Genomic DNA, 21977 nt, shown 5'->3' on the forward strand with positions numbered 1-21977 from the left:
ACAGCTTTCAGGCCGAGGAGCGCGTGTTACGCGAGCTCGAGCTGGGCGGCCTGCAGGCCACGGCCGCGACGGTCTTCTTCCGTCACGAAAGTCAGGGTCGTGCCTTCCGCCGGGACGGCGATGCCCGAGCGCTCGAAAGCGGTGATGTGGACGAACACATCCTTGCCGCCTTCGGCCGGGGTCACGAAACCGAAGCCACGATCATGGTTGAAGAACTTGAGGGTGCCGGTCTGGCGCATGGGGGAAACTCCTGTCCCGAGTCAAAACGTTAAAGCGCAAGTAAGCGCGCTTGCTTGCGCGAGCGTGGCATTCAGAAACGGGAAAGGCAGTTCTGTTCGACAGAACCGGTCACGGAGACCGGGAGAGAGCCGCATACCGAAACTTTCTTAACCGGGGTTCGAATTTTCAAGCCCGCTTTTGCCGGACCTAGGCCCGACGCGCGAAGTGTATGCGAAAACACGGAAGCCAGCAAGCGCCGTGGTGCAGGCGAGGGATGCGGAACGCGGCTGTCTGCCATCAGTTGGGGGAGCGGCGCGGATCGATCACTTCCCCCAGCATGGCGTTGAACGGACCGGGTTCCTCCAGATGCGGGGCATGGCCGGATGCGGAGAATGTGTGGAGGTGCGCGCGCGCCAGCTGAGAACATTGCCACTGGGCGGCACCGGCGTCATAGAGCTGGCTTTGCGCCCCGCGCGCGAGCACCACGGGCAGTTCGAGGCGCGGGATCAGGTCGCGAAAGTCCTGCGCGGTCAGGGACCGCCACATGGCGGCAAGCGACCTGGGGTCGGCGGCGCGCATTTCCCTCTCCGCGAAGGAAAGTAGGTTCCGGGGTGCCCCGGATGCGAAGGTGCGCCGCGCGGTCGGTGCGGCGAGCAGCGGCCATTGCGTCTCGATCGCCTTGAGAAAGACCGCATTGCGGTCGCCGTCCAGGCCGCTGCGCGACCCGAATTGCCAGTCGGGCGCGTTGACCACCTTGGGCGACATGTCCTCCACCACGAGCGCCGACAGGCGGCCCGCGCCGTGCCGTTCGATCATCGACCAGGCGACAAGCGCGCCCATCGACCAGCCGACAACGGCGGCATTCTCGATCCCGTCTTCCGCAAGCAGGTCGTGAAGCGCGTCGGCGCCCGCCTCGATGGTCGGCGCGAGGCGCTCGGCGCTGCGGCCGTGACCGGGAAGGTCGGGGGCCAGCACCAGTGTCTGTTCGCCCAGCGCCTGCATTTGTGGTTCGAAGAAGCCGCCGTGGCAGGACCAGCCATGCAGCAGGACAAGGGGGCACCGCCCGCGCCGCAGCGTGCCGGCGCGGCGGACGAAAAGACTGGTCATCCCCGTCTCCGCAGCCGGCCGACCACGCCGTCGGGGAAGAAATAGACGGACAGGATGAAGAGCACGCCGAGCCACAGCAGCCAGCGCTCGGGAGCGAGCAGCACGGACACCAGCGGCAACGCCTCGGTTGCCTGCTCGGCCGCGCCCATCAGGTTCTGAAGGTAGGTCTGGGCGAGGATGAAGAGCGTTGCGCCGATCACGGCGCCGTACATCGTGCCCATTCCGCCGATGACAACCATCAAGAGGATGTCGATCATGATCTCCATCGAAAGCGTCGTCGCCGGGCCCGTGTAGCGGATCCAGATCGCCAGCAGTGCTCCGGCAAGACTGGCCATGGCGGCCGACAGGACGGTTGCCGTCGTTCGGTACCAGATCACCCGGTAGCCGATCGCCTCGGCGCGGAAGGCATTGTCGCGCACCGCCTTGAGTGTCGTGCCGAAGGGCGAATTGACGATCCGCAGCATGGCAAGGAAGAGCGCCAGCGCGCAGAAGAAGACGAGGTAATAGGCCAGTAGCCGTCCGTCGAGGCGCACGTCGAACAGACGGAAATCGGCGAGGCGGAAAGCCGGCGTCAGTTCGCGCGGTATGCGGTAGGTGAGACCGTCCTCGCCCCCGGTAAAACCGGACATCTGCGACACGAGCACGGCGAAGGCGCTGGCCACCGCGAGTGTCACCATGGCGAAGAAGATCGCCTTGACCCTAAGCGAGAAGAGCCCGATGGCGAGAGCCAGAACGGCTGAGACGAGCGTGCCGGCGACGACGCCGACGCCGATCGCGCTGAAGCCCGGACCCATGACTGAAAGCGCGATGGCAACACCATAGGCCCCGATGCCGAAGAACATCGTGTGGGCGAAGGACACGATTCCCGTATATCCGAGCAGCAGGTCGTAGCTCGCCACCAGTACGATGAAGATGCAGATGCGCGCGGCCGTGTCGAGTGGCTTCGTGCCGGGAAAAAGGAACGGCGCGAAAGCAAGCGCCAGGCCGATCAGGATCAGGATCGCGGCCAGGATGCGGCTTTGCGGACGGTCCCCGGAGAACAGCGTGTTGATCATGTTGGACCTATTTCGCCTTGACCACGGGATAGAGGCCCTGCGGTCGCCACATCAGCACGCCGACCATCAGAGCGATGGTCGAGACAAGCGCGATCTTGGGGGCGAGAAACGCCATGTAGTTGGCGAGCAGCCCGACGAGCAGCGCGCCGATGAAACAGCCCTCGATTGAGCCGAGGCCGCCGATGATGACGACGACGAAGACGAGCACCATGATTTCCGAGCCCATGTGTGCGGTGATCGTCTCCTGGTAGAGGCCCCACATGACGCCGCCGAGGCCGGCAAGCGCGGACCCTGCCATGAAGACCAGCAGGAACAACCGGCGGATGCGGTAGCCAAGCGCTTCCACCATTTCGCCGTTCTCGACGCCGGCGCGCACCAGCAGGCCGAGCCGCGTGGCGCGCAGCACGTGGCGCATGGCGAGGAAGAGCACGAGGCCGATGCCGACGGCGAAGACGCGGTACTTCTCGATCGCGGCCTCGCCGAAGATGAAGGAGCCCTGCAGCGACTGCGGCCGGGCGACATGGATCGCGTCAGGCCCCCAGACCACGTGGATGAGCTGCTGGGCGACGATCAGCCCGCCCATGGTGACGAGGATCTGCTTCAGATGATGGCCGTAGACCGGTTTGACAATCACCCGCTCGAAGGCAAGTCCGAGAGCGCCGGTGATCGCCATGGATGCAAGGATCGCCAGGAAGACGGCGGCAAGGTTGAGGATGACGGCCGGGCTCTGGGTCCAGCCGGCGAGCCAGGCGAGCACGGTGAAGCCGACGAAGGCGCCGACGGAAACGAAGGCGCCATGGCCGAAATTGATAACGTCCATCAGGCCGAAGACAACGGTCAGCCCGGATGCCATGATGAAGATCATCAGCCCCATGGCAAGGCCGGCAACGGTCAGCGTGAGCCACACGGAGGGATCGCCGATGGCGGCAAGGCCGGCGAGCGCCATGACGGGGGCAAGCAGCAAGGGTGCCGCCCGCCTGACCCGCTCCAGCGGCGTCGGCCCGACGAGTTTGGGGCGGATCGCGGTTTCGCTCATTGGTGTTCCTCCAGGCTGAGGCCCATCAACTGTTCCTGCAGGCCGGCGTCGGCGGCGAGCGCGCGCATGTCGCCCGCATGGACGATGCGCCCGTCATCCATCACCGAGACGGTGTCGCCAAGCGCCGAGGCCATGGCGAAGTTCTGTTCGACCAGCAGGATGGTGGTGTCGGTCTCCTTGAGCTCGCGCAAGGCGGAGGTCATGGATGCGATGATCGCCGGGGCAAGCCCCTTGCTGGGCTCGTCGATCAGGATCAGTCGGCGTGGCTCGATGATTGCACGGGCAACGGAGAGCATCTGCTTCTGTCCGCCCGACAGCGTGCCGGCCGTCTTGTCCCAGAACGTTGCGATCGGCGGAAAGAGCTCCTTGATCCAGGCGAGCCGGCGTGCGTCGAACGGGCCGTCGACGGCGGCAAGCCGCATGTTTTCCGCCACGGTCAGGTCCGAGAAGACACCCATGTTCTCTGGCACATAGGCGATGCCGGAGCGAGCGATCTCGGGTGTCGCGAGGGAATGGATCGCCTTGCCGTCGAACAGGATCTCACCGGCGCTCGCCCGCCACAGCCCCATGATCGTGCGCAGCGTGGTGGACTTGCCGGCTCCGTTGCGACCAAGCAGCACGGCAACGCCGCCGCGCGGCACGTCGAGCGTGACGTCCTGCAGGATGTGGTAGGGACCGATATGCGTGTGCACGCCGGCAAGGCGCAGGAGCATGTCAGCCATGGACCACCTCCGTGCTTGCCGCTTCGGGCGCCTTGCCGAGATAGGCTTCCTGGACGATCGGCGAGCACATCACCTCGCCCGGTTCGCCGTCGGCGACCAGCGCGCCGTTGTGCAGCACGATGATCCTGTCGGCGAGCGTGCGAATGACGTCCATCTTGTGCTCCACCAGAAGGATGGTGCGGTCGCGATCCTTCTTGAGGTCGCGGATCAGGTCGAGAATGACGGGAACCTCGTCGACGCTCATGCCGGCCGTGGGTTCGTCAAACATCAGCACCTGAGGGCTGAGGGCGATCATCAGCGCCACTTCCAGCTTGCGCTGGTCGCCATGGGGCAGGGCCGAGACCGGCATGTCGCGCTTGTCGATGAGCCGCACCTCGGCAAGCACGTGCTCGGCCCGCTCGATCAGTTCCACATGGGCGCTAGCGCGCGAGAAGATGTCGAACCCGCGATTGGCACGGGATTGCACGACGAGGCGAACGTTTTCCCGCACGCTGAGGTTCGCAAACAGGTTGGTGAGCTGGAAGGCACGGCCGATGCCACGGTCGCACCGTTCAGCGACGCCCTTGCGGGTGATGTCCTCGCCGTTGAGGCGGACGCGTCCCGCGCTTGCACGCAACTGGCCGGAAACCAGGTTGAAATAGGTGGTCTTGCCGGCGCCGTTCGGCCCGACGATGGCCGTCAGCGTGCCGCGCTCGAAAGCGCAGGAAACGTTGTCGACGGCGACATGGCCGCCGAAGCGGATCGTCAGGTTCTCTGTCTCGAGAACGGGCGGTTCGCGAGTCACGGCGCGGATCTCCGGCAGTTGGGTGGAATATCGCAGGCAATCGTGGCCGTCCGCCCCCGCTTGCATGCGGGCGGGGGCGGACCAAGCGGATCAGCGTGTGTTGCGGACCGGGATCGCCATGTCCTCGATCTTCAACTCGCGGACCAGTTCGGGAATGCCCCATTCGACGTCCGGATCGACGCGGATCTTGAAGTGGTACATCGACTGCAGCGCCTGATGGTCCTCCGCACGGAAGGTCATGGTGCCCTTCGGTGTCTCGAAGGACATGCCCTCCATCGCCGTGATCAGCTCCTCGGTGTCGGTCGAGCCGGCCTTGCGGATGCCTTCCACGACAGCGATGGCAGCGGACATTCCGCCGGCGGTGAAGAAGTCCGGCGGTGAGCCGTGGCGCTTCTCGTGCTCGGAGACGAGCCAGTCATTGGCCGGGTTCTTCGGGATATCGTGATAGTAGTAGGTGGCGCCCTCCATGCCCGGCAGCGCCTTGTAGGCCTTCATCGCGGCCAGGATGTTGCCGCCGGTGGCGATCTCGATGCCGAAGCGCTCCGGCTCCATCGCCTTGATCTTGCCGATCGGATTGTTGCCGCCGGCCCAGATGACGAACAGGAACTTGCGGCCCTCGACATCCTTGAGGGCGTCGAAGATGCGCTGGGCGCTGGCCGTGAAGTCCTGGGTGTCGGTCGGGGCGTATTCCTCGAAGGCAAGCTTCGCACCGGTACCGGCAAGCGCCTCGCGGAATGCGGCGACGCCGTCGCGGCCGAAAGCGTAGTCCTGGGCGAGGGTCGCGATGGTGACGCCCTCCTTGCCGAGCGCCACCGCATTTGCGATGGCGTCCTGAGAGGAGTTGCGCCCGGTGCGGAAGATGTAGCGGTTCCAGTTCTCGCCTGTGATGCTATCGGCCACGGCCGGCTCGACGATCAGCAGCTTGCCGTACTCCTCGGCAACGGGAAGCATGGCAAGCGCCACGCCCGAGGAGACCGGCCCAACTGCGAGGTCCACCTCGTCGTCGCCATAGGCCTCGGCCAGGGCCGCGCGGGCGATGTCAGGCTTCAGCTGGGTGTCCTTCTCGATCACGACAATCTTGCGGCCGTCGATCTCCATCGTGCCGTCGGTCGCGTATTCCAGCCCCATCATGAAGCCGGTATGCGACTGCTTGGCATAGGCCTCAAGCGCGCCCGTCTTGCCGTAGACATGGGCGATTTTGATGTCCTGCGCGAATGCGGCGGCACCCAGCGGTGCGGCGGCAAAGCCGGCGGCCAGCGCGGCCACCAAGGCGAATTGTCTGTGCATGGCGTTACTCCCTGTTGGCGCATGCAAGCCGTGCCCGTTCCTCCGCGAGCATGTCTGCCTCGTTGCACCTCGTATATATGACGCATGATTCATGTTTCATGTCAATCGGTGGAGCGAAACCCCGCCGGATGGCGAAATTGCGCATTACGTCGCTTCGTGATGGCGATCACATTCATTTGCAGAAATGCCGGCTATCTTCAGAACATGGACGCAGGAAAAAGCGGCGTCATACAGGAAAAAGAGCGGCATCAAACAGAGGGAATGAAGTCATGATGAAGAAGATCGCAGTCACAAGTCTTGCAGTTGCCCTGACCGCCGGTGCGGTTATGGCCTCCGCCACCACCGATGCCGAGGCGCGTCGCTGGCATCACCAGAACGGCTGGGCAGCAGCCGGCGGGTTCGTCGCAGGTGCCATTGTCGGCTCCGCCTTGACGCAGCCGCGCTACTACGAGCCCGCTCCGCAATACGTCCCGGCTCCGGCCTACTATGGCCGTCCGGCCCCGTGGACTCCCGAATGGTACCGCTACTGCTCGTCGAGGTATCGTTCGTTCGACCCGGCGACCGGCTATTTCCGCACCCATTCGGGTCGTGTGAAGTTCTGCCGCTGAGCGGAACTGTCGACAGGAACCTGGAAGAGGCTGGCTTTTGCCGGCCTTTTTCCCGTGCATGCTTCGCCCCGCCGGCGCGGCGGGCTTGAAATTCGTCAGACTGGTTGCGGCAAGCTGCGACAAGAACTTCAGATCAGGGCAACTGGCGCCGGTCCCCGGCGATGCGGTTTCGGCCGGCTTGCTTGGCTGCGTAAAGATGCTGGTCGGCGCGGTTGAACGTATCGTCGATGTCTTCTGCCCGCACGACCGCCGTGACCCCGCCGGAGACGGTCGCGGTGATGGCAGTGCCGCCGAACAGGACGGGTGCCTCTGTCAGGGCGAGGCGCAGTCGTTCCGCCATTGCCATGACCGCGGCTGCGTCGGCATGCGGCATGACGACGAGGAACTCCTCGCCCCCCAGGCGGCCGAAATGATCGTCCTCGCGCAACAGTCTGCGCGCGCGCCCGGCAAACTCCCGCAGGACAGTGTCTCCCGCAAGGTGGCCGTGGCAGTCGTTCACCTGCTTGAAGTGGTCGAGATCAAGGAGAATGACGCCAAGGCCGGCCGCCACGATGTCGGGCTGCTCGGCAAGGTGCCTTGCCGCCGAAAGGATGGCCCGCCGCGACATGGCGCCGGTCAGCTCGTCGCGATGAGCCAGGTCATAGAGCTCCGCCTGTCGCTGCTTCAGGGCGGTGATGTCGACGCGGAAACCGACCGTGCCCCCGTTGGGGAGCTTCTTCTCCAGAACCCGGATCCAGCGCCCGTCGGGCAGCAACTGCTCGATCGCCTCGGCGGAGGTGCGGTGGGCGGCGAGACGCTCGACAAGCCAATCCTTCTCGCGCCCGCGAGCCTGCGGAAACTGCCCGCATCTCAGGCCCTCGCGCAGGATTTCCTCGAAGTGCTGCCCGGGCCGGATGGCGTGGGCCAGTTCCGGATAGACCCGCCGGTATTGCTCATTGCAGATCAGCAGCCTGTCATCGGCGTCGAACAGGGCAAAGCCGTCAGGCAGGATCTCGATGGATTCCGTGAGCGTTTCCCAGAACGAGGTGGCGATGCGCTCGGCCGCCACCTGTTGCAACTCGCGAAGGACGAGTTGGGCGACGTCCTCGACCGCGTCAAGGTCCTGTCGGGAGAGACAGTGCCTTCGGCCATCGGCGAGACAGATCGATCCGACCATGCGGCCTTCATTGTCCCGCATCTGGAACCCGGCGAGGAGTGTCATCCTGGTGCCGGCAAGCCGGGCCTCGTCGGGCAGGCCTCGATGGGACGAGCCGGTGCCGGGCGACCAGAGGAACGACCCGGTCGCCACGCAGGCCCGTGCGATCGCGTGGGCCAGCGCGGCAAGCGGATCGTTGCATCCCTCCCGATGCAGATCGCGCGTACCGTGCCCACCGGGCAGATAGACGAAGACGGCATCGACCTCGCACAAGCGACGTGCGATCCGCAATATCCGGGTCATTGCGACGTCGGCATGGAGCCTGGTGTCTTCGTCGGTCGCCGGAGCGTGCAACTCTGTGGCTGGTCCTGCCTCAAATCTGCTTGCCGGGGCCATGGTTGCCCTGACCTTGCCCGCGGGTTTCGGTGCGTTCACGTCAACCGTCCATGCATCTCGACCCGACCTGATCTGCCCGACCCGGCCGGTCCCGTTGATCGGTCCTGGGTGCCGTGCATCGCGAAAAAAGCGAAGGATGCCGGAACCTGCCGTAGAGGACGCAGGGCTTCAAGGTTCGAAGAGAGGATGTACCCATCGCAGACCTGCTGTCGTAAACAGCAGCTAGCGGGCAAAGGTGCGATTTGAATCGAGTTTTAAAGTCCGAGCCGGGCGGCGGCCCCGTGAGCGGCCGCCAGTCCCGTCGCGAAACAGGCTTGAAGAAGATAGCCGCCGGTCGGAGCTTCCCAATCCAGCATCTCGCCGGCGACGTGAATGCCGGGCAGGGCTGTCAGCATGAACGTGTCGTCGATTGCATCCCACATAATACCGCCGGCCGAGGATATGGCGCGTTCCGGGGCGGGAAAGCCGGTGGCCACCAGCGGCAGGGCCTTGATCCTGGCGGCGAGTTGCTCCGGGTCGGCCGGGCGGGCGCCGGGTTCGGAAAGGAGCGCGACGGCAACGGGAGGAAGCCCGGTGCTCTTGCGCAGGTGGTTCGACAGCGATTGCTTTCCGCGCGGCCGCGACAGGCGTTGGCGCAGGTTCTCGAGGTCGAGATCGGGGCGCAGGTCGATGGAGATATCGGCCCGCCCGCTATTCGCAATTCGGGCGCGAAGCTCCGGCGTCAGGGCATAGACGGCGCCGCCTTCGAGGCCGGAAGCCGTGACCACGGCTTCGCCCGCGATCCGCCGGTCGCCCACGGTGATGGCGATCCGCTTCAGCGGAGTGCCGGCGAAACGCTCGCGCAGGTGCTGCGACCAGGAAACGGAGATGCCCGCGTTGGCCGGCTGCAAGTCCGATACCGCGACGCCGCGCGAGGCAAGCAGCGGCACCCACTGCGCATTGCTGCCAAGTCGTGGCCAGCTTGCTCCGCCAAGCGCCAGAAGTGCGGCATCGGCACGGGCCTGCGAGGAGCCGTCCGGTCCCTCGAAATGCAATGCACCATCCTCGCCAAGGCCTGTCCAGGTTGAGCGGGTCTGAAGACGGACGCCGTTTGCCGCCAGGCGGGCGAGCAGGGCGCGCACCAGCGGCGAGGCCTTCATCTGCCGCGGGAACACGCGCCCGCTCGAGCCGACAAAGGTCTCGATGCCAAGCTCCCCGCACCAAGTCCGCAGCGCCTGCGGATCGAACGCCCTGATGACTGGCGTCAGCCGGTCTTCAGCCTCGCGGTAGCGTCCGAGGAAGGTTTCGACAGGTTCGCTGTGGGTGAGATTGAGGCCGCCGCGCCCGGCCATCAGAAGCTTGCGGGCGGGAGAGGGCATGCTCTCGTGAACGGTCACCGCCGCGCCGCGCCGCGACAAATGGTCGGCGGCGATGAGGCCGGCCGGGCCGGCGCCGACAACGACAACGGCGGGTTTGGCGATGCCCATGACTTGGTTCCCCATGACTTGATTCCCGGTGTGGTGAAATGGAAGTTCGTTCAGAGCCTGCCGGGAAGTGGGGTGAACTTCAGACCCGGGGTTGCGGCCCGGCCTCGCGGCGGGCAGCGAGGTCGCCTTCGTAGGCTTTGGCGATCCGCAGGAAACGGGTATAGGCGAAGTTCCCGGAAATCACGATCCCCCACCATCCGTAAAGCATGTAGCGGCGCAGGACATAGGCCTTGAGGAAGGCAAGCGGGAATTCGGTGAGAAGGCGCCAGCGGGCCACCTTGCGGCCGCGCTTTGCCATGTCGAGCGCCTGCATCGTGGAATAGCGGTTCATCTTCTCGACATGGAAGGCGACCGAGCGGATCGACCGATGCTCCATAGCCTGCCGGAGCCGTGCGGGTCGCGCATCCTCGGGCGGCCGTACGGTGTCGTGCACGGGCGAATCGGAAAAGCGTCCGGCCCGTCGATCGTAGAGGCGGATCTGGATATAACCGTAGGCCCAGGGCGCCGGCCCGTCCTCGTGCGCGAAGACATCCAGGATCGACACCTGCCAGAACGGGTTGGAAACAAGGGCGGAGGAACGCGCCAGTGTTTCGATCTCCAGCGCCAGTGCGGGCGTCGCGGCCTCGTCGGCGTCGAGATTGAACAGCCAGTCATTGCGGCACTGGTCTTCCGCGAAGCGCTTCTGCGGTCCGTAGCCGGACCAGGCATTCTCGATCACGCGCGCGCCGTGCCGCTCGGCGACCTCCCTCGTGCCGTCCCGCGAACCGCTGTCGACGACGATGATCTCGTCGGCGAAGGGTTTGACGCTGTCGATGGCGCGTCCGATCCGGTCCGCTTCGTCCCGCGCTATTATAAAGACGGAAATCGCCTGGGCTTCGCTCATTGAGGCAACGGCCTTCCTGGTTCTGCGACGGGATCGTGCCGAATCGCGCCCGCCCGGTCAGTCCGGAAAGGCGGGAGCGATGCAACTGCAAACCGCGCGCGCCTTCTTTAAGTGGCGATTCTCCCGTCATCAAGCATGTAGGCGGATCGCGGTGCAAGCGCCGGACGGACGGCAAGCGGCGCGGCGTGCTCCACCTCCCGGTTTGCGCAAAAAGCCGCGAAACGGCGGAAATGCCGGGAAACGGGGCTCATTTGCTAACAGAGGCTTAACGGGGTGTCACCGCAAAGACACACTGTGTCCGTGGAGTGCCGCAAACAGGCATTTGCCGGTTGCGAGGCGCGGCCGGCCCGGCTTAGAACAGGGTCGAGCTCGCGGGGAAGCTTGCTCAACTCTCATCTCCCGTTGGCCACAAGGTCACTAGGGAACAACGACGAGGTCAGGAAAATGAACATTAAGAGCATCCTGCTCGGCGCTTCCGCTGCCGCCCTGGCGGCCACGGGCGCTCAGGCCGCCGATCTTCCGGTGGCTCCGGAGCCGGTCGATTACGTCCGCGTTTGCGACGCTTTCGGCACCGGCTTCTTCTACATCCCGGGCACCGAGACCTGCCTGAAGATCGGCGGCGGCGTTCGCGTTGAATTCCGTGCGTTCGACATGCTCCAGGACGGCGGCAGCGCTTGGGACGCCCGCACCGATACCTCGACCGGTATCCGTGCTCGTGGCTACCTGAACTTCGACAGCCGCACCAACACCGAGTACGGCCTGCTGCGCACCTACGTCGCTGCTTGGTCGACCACCGACAACGCTGGTGGCTCGGACTTCTACCTGGATGAAGCCTTCATCCAGCTCGGCGGCTTCGTCGCTGGTCGTACCGCTTCGTACTTCCAGTTCTACACGGGCAACAACTGGGGTTCCGTGCTCGACCAGGGCTTCGCTGACTTCGGCGAGACCAACCTGTTCGCGTACACCGCTCAGTTCGGCAACGGCTTCTCGGCTTCGGCCTCGGTGGAAGTTGCCAACAAGCGTGGCCAGATCTTCTACAACGGCGCTCAGATCGGTACCCGTACCGTTGCGCTCTCTGGTACCCCGGCTGCTTCGATCGACGGTTACGGCGGTCACAAGATCCCGGACTTCGTCGCCAACCTGCGCGTCGACCAGGGTTGGGGTTCGGCTCAGTTGATGGGTGCTCTGCACCACGTCTACGGCCGTTCGCTGAACGCTGCCACGATGGGTACCGGCACTGCCGCCACCAACTTCCCGGGCGCTGTTATCAGCACCAACGGCAAGGGCAAGCTCGGCTGGGCGATCGGCGCTGGCGCCACGTTCAACCTGCCGATGATTGCTCCGGGCGACAACGTGTCGATCCAGGCTTCGTACTCGCAGGGCGCTATCGGCTACGTGAGCTCGGCTTGGGACGGCGTCTTCTCTGACGCTTCCTACAACGCTGCCGGCGCTCTCAAGCTGTCGAGCGCATGGGGCATCGGTGGTGGCTTCACCCACTTCTGGACCCCGGCCATCTCGTCGGCTCTGACCGTGTCCTACAACAGCCTCGACCAGGCTGCTGGCGGTGCGGACATCCGCGACCTGAACGTTCAGGGTAACCTGATCTGGCGTCCGGTCTCCGGCCTCTATGTCGGTGCCGAGCTCGAGTACCGCAACCGCAACACCAACGTCGTTGGCGCGGACTCTGACGATCTCGTCGGTATCTTCCGCGTGCAGCGCACGTTCTAATCTGATCTCCTAGATCGGATTGAGGGCCCGGCGGGAAACCGCCGGGCCTTTTCTTTTGGGCGCATTGCAACGGCGTTGCCTCGACGAGAGGCGTCCCATCGGCCTGGTTCATGCGGTGTAATGGCGTCTATTCGGTCGCTTCTTTTTTGTTCTAAGCATATGTTTTAATTACAGTAAATAGAATATATTGACGTTCTCGTAAATAAGCCGCTTGCATCCCCGCCTCCAAGGTGGAATCTTCTCTCCCGACTGGAACAGCAAGACGCTTGCCTGCCGAGGCGCCGGGCCAATGCCCGCTGCGCTCCATCTCGCAGGGCAAGCGGTACCGCGAGGGAGCAATGCCATGACTGCAGCGATCGTTGGCTGGGCGCATACGCCGTTCGGCAAGCATTCCGAGGAAAGCGTCGAGAGCCTCATCGTCACCGTCGCGCGCGATGCGATTGCCGATGCGGGCTTCGAACCCGGCGATATCGACGAGATCGTGCTCGGTCATTTCAACGCCGGCTTCTCGGCGCAGGACTTTACCGCGTCCCTGGTTCTTCAGGCCGATCCGGCCCTGCGGTTCAAGCGTGCGACGCGGGTCGAGAACGCCTGTGCAACTGGTTCGGCCGCGGTCCATCAGGGGGTGCGGGCGATCAATTCCCGCGAGGCGCGCGTGGTGCTCGTCGTCGGCGTCGAGCAGATGACCACGACACCTGGCCCGGAGATCGGTAAAAACCTGCTCAAGGCGTCCTATCTGCCGGAGGACGGCGACACGCCGGGCGGATTCGCCGGCGTCTTCGGCAAGATCGCGCAAGGCTATTTCCAGAAATACGGTGACCGCTCGGACGCGCTGGCCGCGATCGCGGCGAAGAACCACAAGAACGGTGTCAGCAATCCCTATGCACAGATGCGCAAGGACCTGGGCTTCGAGTTCTGCCGCGCCGAAAGCGAGAAGAACCCGTTCGTCGCTGGCCCGCTGAAGCGCACCGACTGCTCGCTCGTCTCCGACGGCGCGGCAGCTCTGGTGCTCACCGATGTCGAAACGGCGCTGGGACGCAAGAAGGCGGTTGCATTCCGTGGCCTTTCGCATGTCCAGGACTTCCTGCCCATGTCGAAGCGCGACATCCTTGCGTTCGAGGGCTGCGGCGAAGCCTGGCGGCGGGCGTTGTCGGCAGCCGGCGTCGGCCTTGACGACCTCTCGTTTGTCGAGACGCATGACTGCTTCACGATCGCGGAGCTGATAGAGTACGAGGCGATGGGGTTAACGAAGCCGGGCGAAGGCCACCGCGCCATCCTGGAAGGCTGGACGCAGCCGGACGGGCGTTTGCCGGTCAATCCCTCTGGCGGGCTGAAGGCCAAGGGACATCCGATCGGAGCCACCGGGGTCTCGATGCATGTCCTCTCGGCAATGCAGCTGACCGGTACGGCCGGCGATATCCAGGTCAAGAACGCCGGGCTCGGCGGCATTTTCAACATGGGTGGAGCGGCTGTCGCCAACTACGTGTCGGTGTTGCAACCGCTGCGCTAACGAGCTGGATCGGGAGCTCGTTCCAGGCCTGTCGGGAAACGGCACAACCTCGGGTCGGGGCGCGGGCGTTTCGGTCATCGGCATTGGCATCGCACGGATGCGCGCCGGGAACCGACCCCGGGTTTGGGCGAGCGAACATGCCTGGTCGGGCGGATGATATGTGCAGATGATCGCGGCGCGGGGCAACGGCTTCCGCGCCGTTTGCTTTTCCCTTTGCCGCGCGCCGGCTCAATAGATCGCCGATTCCATGTGCCGGGCGAGGTCGAGCAGGTCGAAAGCCACGACTTCCCATGAATCCTCAGGTGCAAGGTCGTGGGTCTGCTCGGCTCCAAATTCTTTCGGCCTGGCAAAGAAGGCCGTCTTCAGGCCGGCGCTGCGTGCAACGGCAAGATCGGCATTGTGGGCTGAGGCGTACATGACCTCGCCCGGTGTGAGGCCGATCGCCTGCACCGCCCCGGCCAGCAACCCGCCACGCCGGCCCTCGCCGACCAGATCGGTTCCCAGAACCAGGTCCCAAGGCAGGCCGGCATGCTTGGCAAGCCAGGTCATGGTCGAGGTCGGGATGTCCGTGCAAGGGGCAATGACGTATTCGCGGCGCAATGCCCGTAAACCGGGAACGCTGTCGGGCCAGGACGGCAGCCGTTGCCAGCTGCTTGCAAGTTGCGCTGTGTCCTTGTCGCCAAGGACCCGATCAAGTTTCCCGGTTTCCAGAACATCCTGCAGGGATGCGCTTGCGACTTCGTCACCGCGCACATCCTGAGCAAGCGGATCCCGCACACGGGCTCTGTAGGCCTGATACCAGGCGTCCGCCAGCGCGTGGGAACTGATCTCACGACCGCTCTTGGCAAAGGCCCGCTCGAAACCATGGGCAAGTCCTTTACGCCAGTCGATTACGGTGCCGAATACATCAAAGAAAATAGCTTTTACCACGGGATTCACTCGATATTGATTTGATTGAAACGTCTCGCGACAGCGTAGTATTAGTTGTCCGGATGCGAGAATCAACCAAGAGTGCTAGGCCTCGAAACAATAGTAGCATCCTTGAAATTGATTCGTTGCAGAATCTAATTTTCCTGTCGTTGTGAAAAATATGGTTGCGAGTTGAAGTCATTCGCGTTCGATTCAAATAAAAACATCGGCCTGCACGAAATGAATGTGCGTCTCTGGATTTTGGTTTGGTTGCGTTGGTGTCTTGCAATAACTTGTAACCACATGCTGGTGGTGCAGGCGAAGAGAAACCAGAGGTGGTAATATTGCGCGAACCGCCCACGGTCCGCGCCGTGGCGGCAGGCACGTCTCTGACATGACACCTCTCTGGATGCGATGCCCGCAGGTGCAAGACGTGTATCGGTGCGGTGCGCCGTGAACGGATGGCAGCGCCGGCAGAACCGGAAAGCCGTGGCGGGCGGCGTTTCACCTGAGGAACCTTCGCACGGATATTTTCCGCATGGGAAATCGTCGGCCGGCAGGGGCGCGGCATTGCCTTTGCCGTGTCGACATGCCCGCCCGGGGATGTTTTTTCTCCTCTTCTCGTCTCGTTTGAAATGCCATGCCCGGCGGATCGGCACGTGAGCCTCTATCTGTAGGTTCACTCAGAATTCAGCCGGAGACCGCGCCGAATGACCCGCCAGGATGACGCAGCAAATCGAAAGCTTGCCGTCTTCCCGACCTTTCACAAGGTCGAGGGACGTCGGGTTGTGGTGGTCGGCTCCGCAGAGGAGGCTGCTGCCAAGGTTCGGCTTCTGGCCGAGACGCGGGCGCGGATCGAGGTTATCGCCCCGCGGATAAAGCCTGCGGTGGCCGCGGCTCTCGACACCGCAGGTGGCGTATGGGTTCGTGCCAGGTTCCAGCCCGGGCTCCTCGAGGGCGCTGCGTTGGTCTTCGCCGCGAGCGGCGAGGAAAGACAGGATACGGCTGTCGTCGAAGCGGCCCGGAAACTCGGTATTCCCGCCAATGCGGTCGATCGTCCGGAGCTTTGCGACTTCTATGTCGGCGCGCTCGTCAACCGCGCGCCGGTTGCCATCGCGATCACCTCGACGGGTGTCGGACCGGTGCTGGCACGTCACATTCGTGCCCGCATCGAGGCGCTGTTGCCGCGCGAGACCGGCGATCTCGCTCGCCTGGCCGAGAGCTTTCGCGACACGGTCGCCCGGGTGATCGTCGGCGCCGCGGAGCGTCGCCGCTTCTGGGCGCGCTTCTTTTCCAGTCCCGTGGCTGCGCATCTGCAGGCGGGGCGGCCGGACGTGGCCCGCGCCGAGGCGCAGCGCCTGCTCAACAGCCGCAGCGACGATGCCGGTTTCGTCTGGCTCGTGGGCGCGGGGCCGGGCGCCGAGGACCTTCTCACCTTGCGCGCGCAGCGTGTGCTTCAGGAAGCCGATGTCATTGTCCATGACGCGCTGGTTCCAGGCGAAGTGATTGCGATGGGTCGGCGCGATGCGGAGCGCATCGCGGTCGGCAAGCGCAAGGGCGCGCATTCGGTGTCTCAGGCGCAGATCAACGCGATCCTGGTGCGCGAAGCCGCGCTCGGGCGCCGCGTTGTCCGCCTGAAGGCGGGTGATCCGCTGGTCTTCGGGCGTGCCGGCGAGGAAATGGCGGCGCTGCGCGAGGCCGGTGTCGCCTATGACATCGTTCCCGGCGTGACGGCGGCGCTTGCCGCGGCCGCCAGTGCGCGCATTCCGCTGACGTTGCGTGGCATTGCCTCCGATCTGGTGTTTGCGACCGGTCATGACCGCTCCGGCGACACCTTGCCCGGCTGGGCGGGGCTCGCCATGGGCGGTGCCACGGTGGCCGTCTACATGGGGCGCAGTGTTGCCGCGCGCGTCGCCGAACGTCTGGCTGAAGCCGGGCTTGCCGCCGAGACCCCTGTCGTGGTGGTGGAGAACGCCGCGCAGCGGGGCGAAACCCTCTATGCCGGGACGCTTTGCGATCTCGCGGCCTTTGAAGGGCGCGACGACGTGACAGGGCCCGCACTCATCGTCATCGGCAAGGCGGTCGGCCACGCCGATCTACCCGAAAGCCAGCCCTTGCGCGCGATGCTCGCCTCCCGAGCCGTCGCCGCCGCTTGAGCACGCCATAAGGAACGACTGCATGAAAGCTCTTACTGCCAACCGTCTGATCGATGGCGAGGTTGTCTGGCTGGGCCGTGCCGGCCAGTGGGTCGAGACGCTGGATGTCGCCCGTTTGCTGGAGAACGCCGAGGCGATTGCCGAGGCAGAGGCGCTGGGGATCGAGGCCGTTGCCCAGCGGCTGATTGTCGAGCCGTACCTGATCGACCTGCGGCGGGAGGATAACGAGATCGTACCGGTCCGGTTCCGCGAACGGATCCGCGCCAAGGGGCCGACGACGCGCCTCGACCTTGGCAAGCAAGCCCGCCGCGAGGTTTCGGCCGCCTGAGCAGGCGGAGCGGATACCCGGCAACCCAGACCAGACAGACTTCGGGCCGCCGGCGCTGGATGCGCGGCGCCTGCCGATCCAGGAGACAGCGATGTATCGCTACGACGAATTCGATGCGCATTTCGTTTCGGCACGGGTCGAGCAGTTTCGCGACCAGGTGCGGCGCCGGCTCGCCGGCGATCTGACCGAGGACCAGTTCAAGCCGCTGCGGCTGATGAACGGCGTCTATCTGCAGCTCCATGCCTACATGCTGCGGATTGCCATTCCTTACGGCACGCTGGATGCGCGGCAGATGCGCCGTCTCGCCCATATCGCGCGCACCTATGACCGTGGATACGGCCATTTCACCACGCGTCAGAACATCCAGTTCAACTGGCCGCGGCTGAAGGACATTCCCGATATCCTCGAGCAGCTTGCCGAAGTCGAGATGCACGCCATCCAGACCTCGGGCAACTGCATTCGGAATGTCACGGCGGATCACTTCTCGGGAGCCGCCGCCGACGAGATCGTCGACCCGCGCCCCTATGCCGAGATCCTGCGCCAGTGGTCGTCGCTGCATCCGGAGTTCTCGTTCCTGCCGCGCAAGTTCAAGATCGCGGTCACCGGTGCTCCGCACGACCGTGCAGCGGTGCAGGTTCACGATATCGGTCTGCAGGCGGTGCGCGGTGCCGACGGCAATATCGGCTTCACCGTCTTTGTCGGCGGTGGTCTGGGCCGCACGCCGATGGTCGGCCGCAAGGTTCGCGATTTCCTCCCCGAGGAGGACCTGCTTGCCTACAGCGAGGCGATCCTGCGCGTCTACAACCGCTACGGTCGCCGCGACAACAAGTACAAGGCACGCATCAAGATTCTCGTGCATGAAACCGGTCTGGAAACGCTCAAGGCCGATATCGAGCGCGAGTTCGAGGAGATCCGGGGCGGCGTGCTCGACCTGCCGCAGGCCGAGATCGACCGCATCGTGGGATACTTCGCGCCGCCGGAGCTTGACGCCGGCGCGGATGACGAGGCGTTCGAGCGGGCCGTGGCCGCCGATCCGGCGCTTGCCGCCTTTGCCGAGTGCAATGTCCATGCGCACCACGGTGCCGGCCATGCCAGCATCACGATCTCGCTGAAGCCGGTCGGCAAGGCGCCGGGCGATGCGACGGCGGAGCAGATGGAAGTCGTTGCCGACCTCGCCGAGCGTTACGGCCACAACGAGATCCGCGTCAGTCACGAGCAGAACCTCGTCCTGCCGCATGTGCGCAAGTCCGACATTCCGGCCGTCTTCGCGGTGCTGGTCGGGGCCGGCCTCGGCGATGCCAATGCGGGCCTTGTGACAGACATCATCGCCTGCCCGGGCATGGACTATTGCGCGCTTGCCACCGCGCGCTCGATCCCGGTTGCGCAGCGTATCTCGGAGCGTTTCGCCTCGCTCCAGCGCCAGCGCGACATCGGCGACCTGAAGATCAAGATCTCCGGCTGCATCAATGCCTGTGGTCACCACCATGTCGGCCATATCGGTATTCTGGGCGTGGAGAAGAAGGGCGAGGAATACTACCAGATCACCCTTGGCGGCTCGGCCGACGAGAACACGTCCGTTGGCGAGATCATCGGACGCGGCTTTTCCTATGACGAGATCGTCGATGCCATCGAGAAGGTGGTCGACACCTATGTCGATCTGAGAAGCGATCCGGCGGAAGACTTTCTCGCCGCCTATCGCCGGGTTGGCGATGCGCCCTTCAAGGAGGCTCTCTATGGCTCAGCCTGAAGTCCTGCTGCCCGAACCGGATGCGGCATTCGAGGCGCTTACCCTGGCGCAGCGCCACCAGGGAGCCTCCGCCATGGAGGTCATCGCCGCCGCGCGCGAGCGTTACGGCGAAGGTCTTGCCATGGTCTCCTCCTTCGGGGCCGAGGCGGCGGTGCTGCTGCATCTCGTTTCGCGGGTCGATGCGGATATTCCGGTGTTGTTCATCGACACGAAGAAGCTGTTTCCCGACACATTGCGCTACCGGGATCTGCTGGTGGAGCGCTTCGGCCTGAGTGACGTGCGCACGCTGACGCCGGACCCCGCCGACCTTGCCGCCGAGGATCCGGCCGGCATGCTGTGGATGGGCAACACGGATGCCTGCTGTGACATCCGCAAGGTGCGACCGCTGGCGCGCGGCCTGAAGGGTTTCGATGCCTGGATTTCCGGCCGCAAGCGGTTTCAGGCCAGCAGCCGCTCGGACATCCCGCTCTTCGAGGCGGAAGGTGGCCGGGTGAAGGTCAACCCGCTTGCCGACTGGGACCCCTCGGACCTGCGGGCTTATGTCGTGGAGCAAGGTCTTCCGCCCCATCCTCTGGTTGCCAAGGGATATCCCTCAATCGGCTGCATGCCCTGCACCAGCCCGGTTGCTGAAGGTGAGGACCCGCGTGCTGGTCGCTGGAGGGGGCAGGAAAAGACGGAATGCGGCATTCATTTCGCGCTGCCGCTCGAAAACGAACAGGGAGCCGGGATCTGATCATGGCCGCAAGACTTTATCGCGCCGGCGGGTTTGTCGCCGATGACTGGCTGCTGCTCGGCGACGAGGATGCGGTACCTGAGACCGGGCGCCTCATCCTGCCGCTCGCGCGCTTCCTGGAACTGGCCGGGGCAGGGCGTTCCGAGCCGCGTTTCGCGGTGCTGGTAAAGGCTCACGAGGATCCCCAACTCCTCGCCCCACATTTGGCCGGACTGACGCTCGTGGCCGTGGCGTTCGAGAAGTTCTCGGACGGGCGGGGCTATTCGACGGCCCGGCTTCTACGCCAGCGCCTCGGCTTTACCGGCGAGGTAAGGGCGGTCGGCGATGTGCTGCTCGACCAGATTCCGCTGATGCGGCGCGTCGGCTTCGACGGTTTCGCGGTCTCTAATGAGCCGACGATCCGGGCGCTCGAGGCTGGTCATGATGTCGACGTGCCTCTATACCTTCAACCTTCGGAACGCTCAGACGAGGTGCCGGCCGGTGCCCGATACTGGGCGCGGCGCCCGTCAGGTGCGCAGCTTTCCTGATGCCAGGGCTCGGCCGGGCGGTTATTCTGCCGCGCGCGGCACGCTCCATGGATGTTCCCAGACAGACTTGAGGATGAAGCGGATGAATGTGGTCAATCTTGCCGGCGATCTTGCGGACGCCGTTCCTGCCGGCGCCACCGCCGAGACGGTGACCGAAGTCCAGCACTACACGGACGATCTGTTTCGTTTCCGCATGACGCGGCCGGCGAGCTTCCGCTTCCGTTCCGGCGAGTTCGTGATGATCGGCCTGGCGATCGGCGAAAAACCGGTGTTCAGGGCCTATTCCATCGCCTCGCCGTCGTGGGACGAGGAGCTCGAGTTCTTCTCCATCAAGGTGCCCGACGGACCGCTTACCCAGCATCTGCAGAAGATCAAGGTCGGCGACAAGGTCCTGATGAAGAAGAAGCCGACCGGAACGCTCGTCAACGACGCGCTGATCACCGGCAAGCGGCTTTACATGTTCTCGACCGGCACGGGCTTCGCGCCATTCGCAAGTCTCATTCGCGATCCGGAAACCTATGAGAAGTTCGATGAGGTGATTGTCACCCATTCCTGTCGTTTCGTTGCGGAGCTTGCCTATTCCAAGGAAACGGTCGCGGCCGCCAAGGAAGACCCGTTGATCGGGGAATACGCCGCCGATCGCCTGCGTCTCTTTACGTCGACGACCCGGGAACCTTACGAAACGACCGGCCGTATCACTACCTTGATTGAAAATGGCGAGCTTTTCCGGAAGCTTGGCGTGCTGCCGCTCGATCCGGCCGTTGACAGGGCGATGATCTGCGGGTCGATGGCCATGCTGAAGGACACCAAGGCATTGCTCGAGGCCGCCGGCCTTACCGAAGGCGCCAACAACCGGCCGGCCGAGTTCGTGATCGAGCGCGCCTTCGTCGGCTGATGCCGTAGAGGCACGCTTGCACTGGCCCCCGGTGCCTGACATGAGTGTCGACACGCGCGATACCATGAGGGGTTCTATGAACGAACGTGACGACGGGGAACTGGCAGCGGATTGCGGCCAGACGGATGCGGTCCGTGTGATCGACCGGAAGACCCTTTTCGAGGGCTTTGGCAGCTATCGCGAAATGACGGTCGAGCACTCGACCGCGGATGGCGGCAAGCAGACCATCTCGCGCGAGTACCAGACTCGCACGGACGTTGTTGCAATCCTCCCCTATGATCCGGTGCGCCGTGTTGCGATGCTGGCGCGGCAGTTGCGCGTTCCGCTATTCGCCCGGGACGATCATGACGGATATCTCACCGAGGTTCCGGCGGGGCATATCGATCCTGGCGAGGATGCGCAGTCGGCCGCGCGGCGGGAGGTCGCGGAAGAGGTCGGCATTTCGGTTCGCGAGATGGAGCATGTGGGCGATGTCTTCGCCTCGCCCGGTGCGCTGACCGAGAAACTGAGTCTCTATCTGGGAACGTATGGTGCCGGAGACCGGATCTCCGGCGGCGGCGGCCTTGCGGATGACGGCGAGGATATTGTGGTGCTGGAACGACCCCTGGCGGAACTCGCCGCCCTCGTAAGCGCCGGCGAGATTGCCGACGCCAAGACGATGCTGCTTGTCCAGGCGCTGCAGTTGCGCCAGCCGGAGCTTTTCTCGTAACCTGCGGGTCCCGCCCGCAAACCTCGAGGAATTGCCC

The 21977-nt window shown here is 64.6% G+C and carries 21 protein-coding genes; 10 read left to right on the forward strand and 11 right to left on the reverse strand.

Annotated features, from left to right (window positions below; translation table 11 throughout):
- Positions 1 to 26: 26 nt before the first annotated feature.
- From RBB46_RS00760 to RBB46_RS00790, 7 genes are all read right to left on the reverse strand, one after another.
- Complete coding sequence (locus tag RBB46_RS00760) at positions 27 to 239, reverse strand: cold-shock protein (protein WP_306026921.1); 213 nt, start codon at positions 237 to 239, stop codon at positions 27 to 29.
- A gap of 277 nt (positions 240 to 516) precedes the next feature.
- Complete coding sequence (locus RBB46_RS00765; RefSeq protein WP_306026922.1) at positions 517 to 1326, reverse strand: alpha/beta fold hydrolase; 810 nt, start codon at positions 1324 to 1326, stop codon at positions 517 to 519.
- Positions 1323 to 2381 (reverse strand): branched-chain amino acid ABC transporter permease, encoded by a 1059-nt coding sequence (locus tag RBB46_RS00770; protein ID WP_306026923.1) that lies wholly within the window; start codon positions 2379 to 2381, stop codon positions 1323 to 1325. Before RBB46_RS00770 ends, RBB46_RS00765 begins: the two co-directional genes overlap by 4 nt.
- A 7-nt stretch (positions 2382 to 2388) precedes the next feature.
- On the reverse strand, positions 2389 to 3417 hold the full coding sequence (locus RBB46_RS00775; protein ID WP_306026924.1) for a branched-chain amino acid ABC transporter permease: 1029 nt from the start codon (positions 3415 to 3417) through the stop codon (positions 2389 to 2391).
- Positions 3414 to 4139 carry an ABC transporter ATP-binding protein gene (locus tag RBB46_RS00780; RefSeq protein WP_306026925.1) on the reverse strand — a complete coding sequence of 242 codons (726 nt, stop codon included), beginning with the start codon at positions 4137 to 4139 and terminating at the stop codon, positions 3414 to 3416. Before RBB46_RS00780 ends, RBB46_RS00775 begins: the two co-directional genes overlap by 4 nt.
- Positions 4132 to 4923 (reverse strand): ABC transporter ATP-binding protein, encoded by a 792-nt coding sequence (locus RBB46_RS00785; RefSeq protein WP_306026926.1) that lies wholly within the window; start codon positions 4921 to 4923, stop codon positions 4132 to 4134. Before RBB46_RS00785 ends, RBB46_RS00780 begins: the two co-directional genes overlap by 8 nt.
- 90 nt (positions 4924 to 5013) lie before the next feature.
- Positions 5014 to 6210, reverse strand: coding sequence for a substrate-binding domain-containing protein (locus tag RBB46_RS00790; RefSeq protein ID WP_306026927.1), 1197 nt, complete (start codon positions 6208 to 6210; stop codon positions 5014 to 5016).
- Positions 6211 to 6479: 269 nt separating this feature from the next.
- Between RBB46_RS00790 and RBB46_RS00795 the strand changes: the two genes are divergently transcribed.
- A complete protein-coding gene (locus tag RBB46_RS00795; protein WP_306026928.1) occupies positions 6480 to 6818 on the forward strand; it encodes a BA14K family protein in 339 nt (112 codons plus the stop codon).
- Between the two features lie 133 nt (positions 6819 to 6951).
- On the opposite strand, the gene RBB46_RS00800 is transcribed toward RBB46_RS00795, so the two are convergent.
- The 3 genes from RBB46_RS00800 to RBB46_RS00810 all read right to left on the reverse strand — a co-directional run bounded on the left by RBB46_RS00800 (position 6952) and on the right by RBB46_RS00810 (position 10698).
- Positions 6952 to 8256, reverse strand: a complete 1305-nt coding sequence (locus RBB46_RS00800; protein ID WP_306026929.1) for a sensor domain-containing diguanylate cyclase — start codon at positions 8254 to 8256, stop codon at positions 6952 to 6954.
- Between the two features lie 347 nt (positions 8257 to 8603).
- Positions 8604 to 9977: a TIGR03862 family flavoprotein gene (locus RBB46_RS00805; RefSeq protein WP_336623127.1), complete on the reverse strand. Its 1374-nt coding sequence runs from the start codon at positions 9975 to 9977 to the stop codon at positions 8604 to 8606.
- Complete coding sequence (locus RBB46_RS00810; RefSeq protein WP_306026930.1) at positions 9895 to 10698, reverse strand: glycosyltransferase family 2 protein; 804 nt, start codon at positions 10696 to 10698, stop codon at positions 9895 to 9897. The genes RBB46_RS00805 and RBB46_RS00810 overlap by 83 nt, the downstream gene beginning before the upstream one ends.
- A gap of 444 nt (positions 10699 to 11142) precedes the next feature.
- Here RBB46_RS00810 and RBB46_RS00815 point away from each other — a divergent pair, with 444 nt between their 5' ends.
- On the forward strand, positions 11143 to 12426 hold the full coding sequence (locus RBB46_RS00815; RefSeq protein WP_306026931.1) for a porin: 1284 nt from the start codon (positions 11143 to 11145) through the stop codon (positions 12424 to 12426).
- Between the two features lie 343 nt (positions 12427 to 12769).
- The gene (locus RBB46_RS00820; protein WP_306026932.1) at positions 12770 to 13936 is read left to right on the forward strand and encodes an acetyl-CoA acetyltransferase; all 1167 of its coding nucleotides are present in this window, start codon (positions 12770 to 12772) and stop codon (positions 13934 to 13936) included.
- 228 nt (positions 13937 to 14164) lie between these two features.
- On the opposite strand, the gene RBB46_RS00825 is transcribed toward RBB46_RS00820, so the two are convergent.
- Positions 14165 to 14941 (reverse strand): HAD family hydrolase, encoded by a 777-nt coding sequence (locus RBB46_RS00825; RefSeq protein WP_306026933.1) that lies wholly within the window; start codon positions 14939 to 14941, stop codon positions 14165 to 14167.
- Between the two features lie 614 nt (positions 14942 to 15555).
- Here RBB46_RS00825 and cysG point away from each other — a divergent pair.
- The 7 genes from cysG to RBB46_RS00860 all read left to right on the forward strand — a co-directional run bounded on the left by cysG (position 15556) and on the right by RBB46_RS00860 (position 21940).
- Positions 15556 to 17001: a siroheme synthase CysG gene (cysG, locus tag RBB46_RS00830; RefSeq protein ID WP_306026934.1), complete on the forward strand. Its 1446-nt coding sequence runs from the start codon at positions 15556 to 15558 to the stop codon at positions 16999 to 17001.
- A gap of 22 nt (positions 17002 to 17023) precedes the next feature.
- Positions 17024 to 17329 (forward strand): DUF2849 domain-containing protein, encoded by a 306-nt coding sequence (locus RBB46_RS00835; protein ID WP_306026935.1) that lies wholly within the window; start codon positions 17024 to 17026, stop codon positions 17327 to 17329.
- Between the two features lie 91 nt (positions 17330 to 17420).
- A complete protein-coding gene (locus RBB46_RS00840) occupies positions 17421 to 19076 on the forward strand; it encodes a nitrite/sulfite reductase (protein ID WP_306026936.1) in 1656 nt (551 codons plus the stop codon).
- The gene (locus tag RBB46_RS00845; RefSeq protein WP_306026937.1) at positions 19063 to 19809 is read left to right on the forward strand and encodes a phosphoadenylyl-sulfate reductase; all 747 of its coding nucleotides are present in this window, start codon (positions 19063 to 19065) and stop codon (positions 19807 to 19809) included. The genes RBB46_RS00840 and RBB46_RS00845 overlap by 14 nt, the downstream gene beginning before the upstream one ends.
- A gap of 2 nt (positions 19810 to 19811) precedes the next feature.
- Positions 19812 to 20336 (forward strand): DUF934 domain-containing protein, encoded by a 525-nt coding sequence (locus RBB46_RS00850; protein WP_306026938.1) that lies wholly within the window; start codon positions 19812 to 19814, stop codon positions 20334 to 20336.
- An 82-nt stretch (positions 20337 to 20418) separates the two neighbouring features.
- Complete coding sequence (locus tag RBB46_RS00855; protein WP_306026939.1) at positions 20419 to 21231, forward strand: ferredoxin--NADP reductase; 813 nt, start codon at positions 20419 to 20421, stop codon at positions 21229 to 21231.
- A 76-nt stretch (positions 21232 to 21307) separates the two neighbouring features.
- A complete protein-coding gene (locus RBB46_RS00860) occupies positions 21308 to 21940 on the forward strand; it encodes an NUDIX domain-containing protein (RefSeq protein ID WP_306026940.1) in 633 nt (210 codons plus the stop codon).
- Positions 21941 to 21977 lie beyond the last annotated feature (37 nt).

Source organism: Stappia sp. MMSF_3263 (genome assembly GCF_030733745.1).
GTDB lineage: Bacteria > Pseudomonadota > Alphaproteobacteria > Rhizobiales > Stappiaceae > Stappia.

What these genes read in the sequence shown, in the direction of transcription:
- RBB46_RS00835 (WP_306026935.1), top strand. Translation starts at nt 17,024, where the DNA reads ATGAAAGCTCTTACTGCCAACCGTCTGATCGATGGCGAGGTTGTCTGG.
- RBB46_RS00770 (WP_306026923.1), bottom strand. Translation starts at nt 2,381, where the DNA reads ATGATCAACACGCTGTTCTCCGGGGACCGTCCGCAAAGCCGCATCCTG.
- RBB46_RS00795 (WP_306026928.1), top strand. Translation starts at nt 6,480, where the DNA reads ATGATGAAGAAGATCGCAGTCACAAGTCTTGCAGTTGCCCTGACCGCC.
- RBB46_RS00760 (WP_306026921.1), bottom strand. Translation starts at nt 239, where the DNA reads ATGCGCCAGACCGGCACCCTCAAGTTCTTCAACCATGATCGTGGCTTC.
- RBB46_RS00850 (WP_306026938.1), top strand. Translation starts at nt 19,812, where the DNA reads ATGGCCGCAAGACTTTATCGCGCCGGCGGGTTTGTCGCCGATGACTGG.
- RBB46_RS00780 (WP_306026925.1), bottom strand. Translation starts at nt 4,139, where the DNA reads ATGGCTGACATGCTCCTGCGCCTTGCCGGCGTGCACACGCATATCGGT.
- RBB46_RS00810 (WP_306026930.1), bottom strand. Translation starts at nt 10,698, where the DNA reads ATGAGCGAAGCCCAGGCGATTTCCGTCTTTATAATAGCGCGGGACGAA.
- RBB46_RS00840 (WP_306026936.1), top strand. Translation starts at nt 17,421, where the DNA reads ATGTATCGCTACGACGAATTCGATGCGCATTTCGTTTCGGCACGGGTC.
- RBB46_RS00815 (WP_306026931.1), top strand. Translation starts at nt 11,143, where the DNA reads ATGAACATTAAGAGCATCCTGCTCGGCGCTTCCGCTGCCGCCCTGGCG.
- RBB46_RS00790 (WP_306026927.1), bottom strand. Translation starts at nt 6,210, where the DNA reads ATGCACAGACAATTCGCCTTGGTGGCCGCGCTGGCCGCCGGCTTTGCC.
- RBB46_RS00775 (WP_306026924.1), bottom strand. Translation starts at nt 3,417, where the DNA reads ATGAGCGAAACCGCGATCCGCCCCAAACTCGTCGGGCCGACGCCGCTG.
- RBB46_RS00860 (WP_306026940.1), top strand. Translation starts at nt 21,308, where the DNA reads ATGAACGAACGTGACGACGGGGAACTGGCAGCGGATTGCGGCCAGACG.
- RBB46_RS00820 (WP_306026932.1), top strand. Translation starts at nt 12,770, where the DNA reads ATGACTGCAGCGATCGTTGGCTGGGCGCATACGCCGTTCGGCAAGCAT.
- RBB46_RS00845 (WP_306026937.1), top strand. Translation starts at nt 19,063, where the DNA reads ATGGCTCAGCCTGAAGTCCTGCTGCCCGAACCGGATGCGGCATTCGAG.
- RBB46_RS00800 (WP_306026929.1), bottom strand. Translation starts at nt 8,256, where the DNA reads ATGACCCGGATATTGCGGATCGCACGTCGCTTGTGCGAGGTCGATGCC.
- RBB46_RS00855 (WP_306026939.1), top strand. Translation starts at nt 20,419, where the DNA reads ATGAATGTGGTCAATCTTGCCGGCGATCTTGCGGACGCCGTTCCTGCC.
- cysG (WP_306026934.1), top strand. Translation starts at nt 15,556, where the DNA reads ATGACCCGCCAGGATGACGCAGCAAATCGAAAGCTTGCCGTCTTCCCG.
- RBB46_RS00765 (WP_306026922.1), bottom strand. Translation starts at nt 1,326, where the DNA reads ATGACCAGTCTTTTCGTCCGCCGCGCCGGCACGCTGCGGCGCGGGCGG.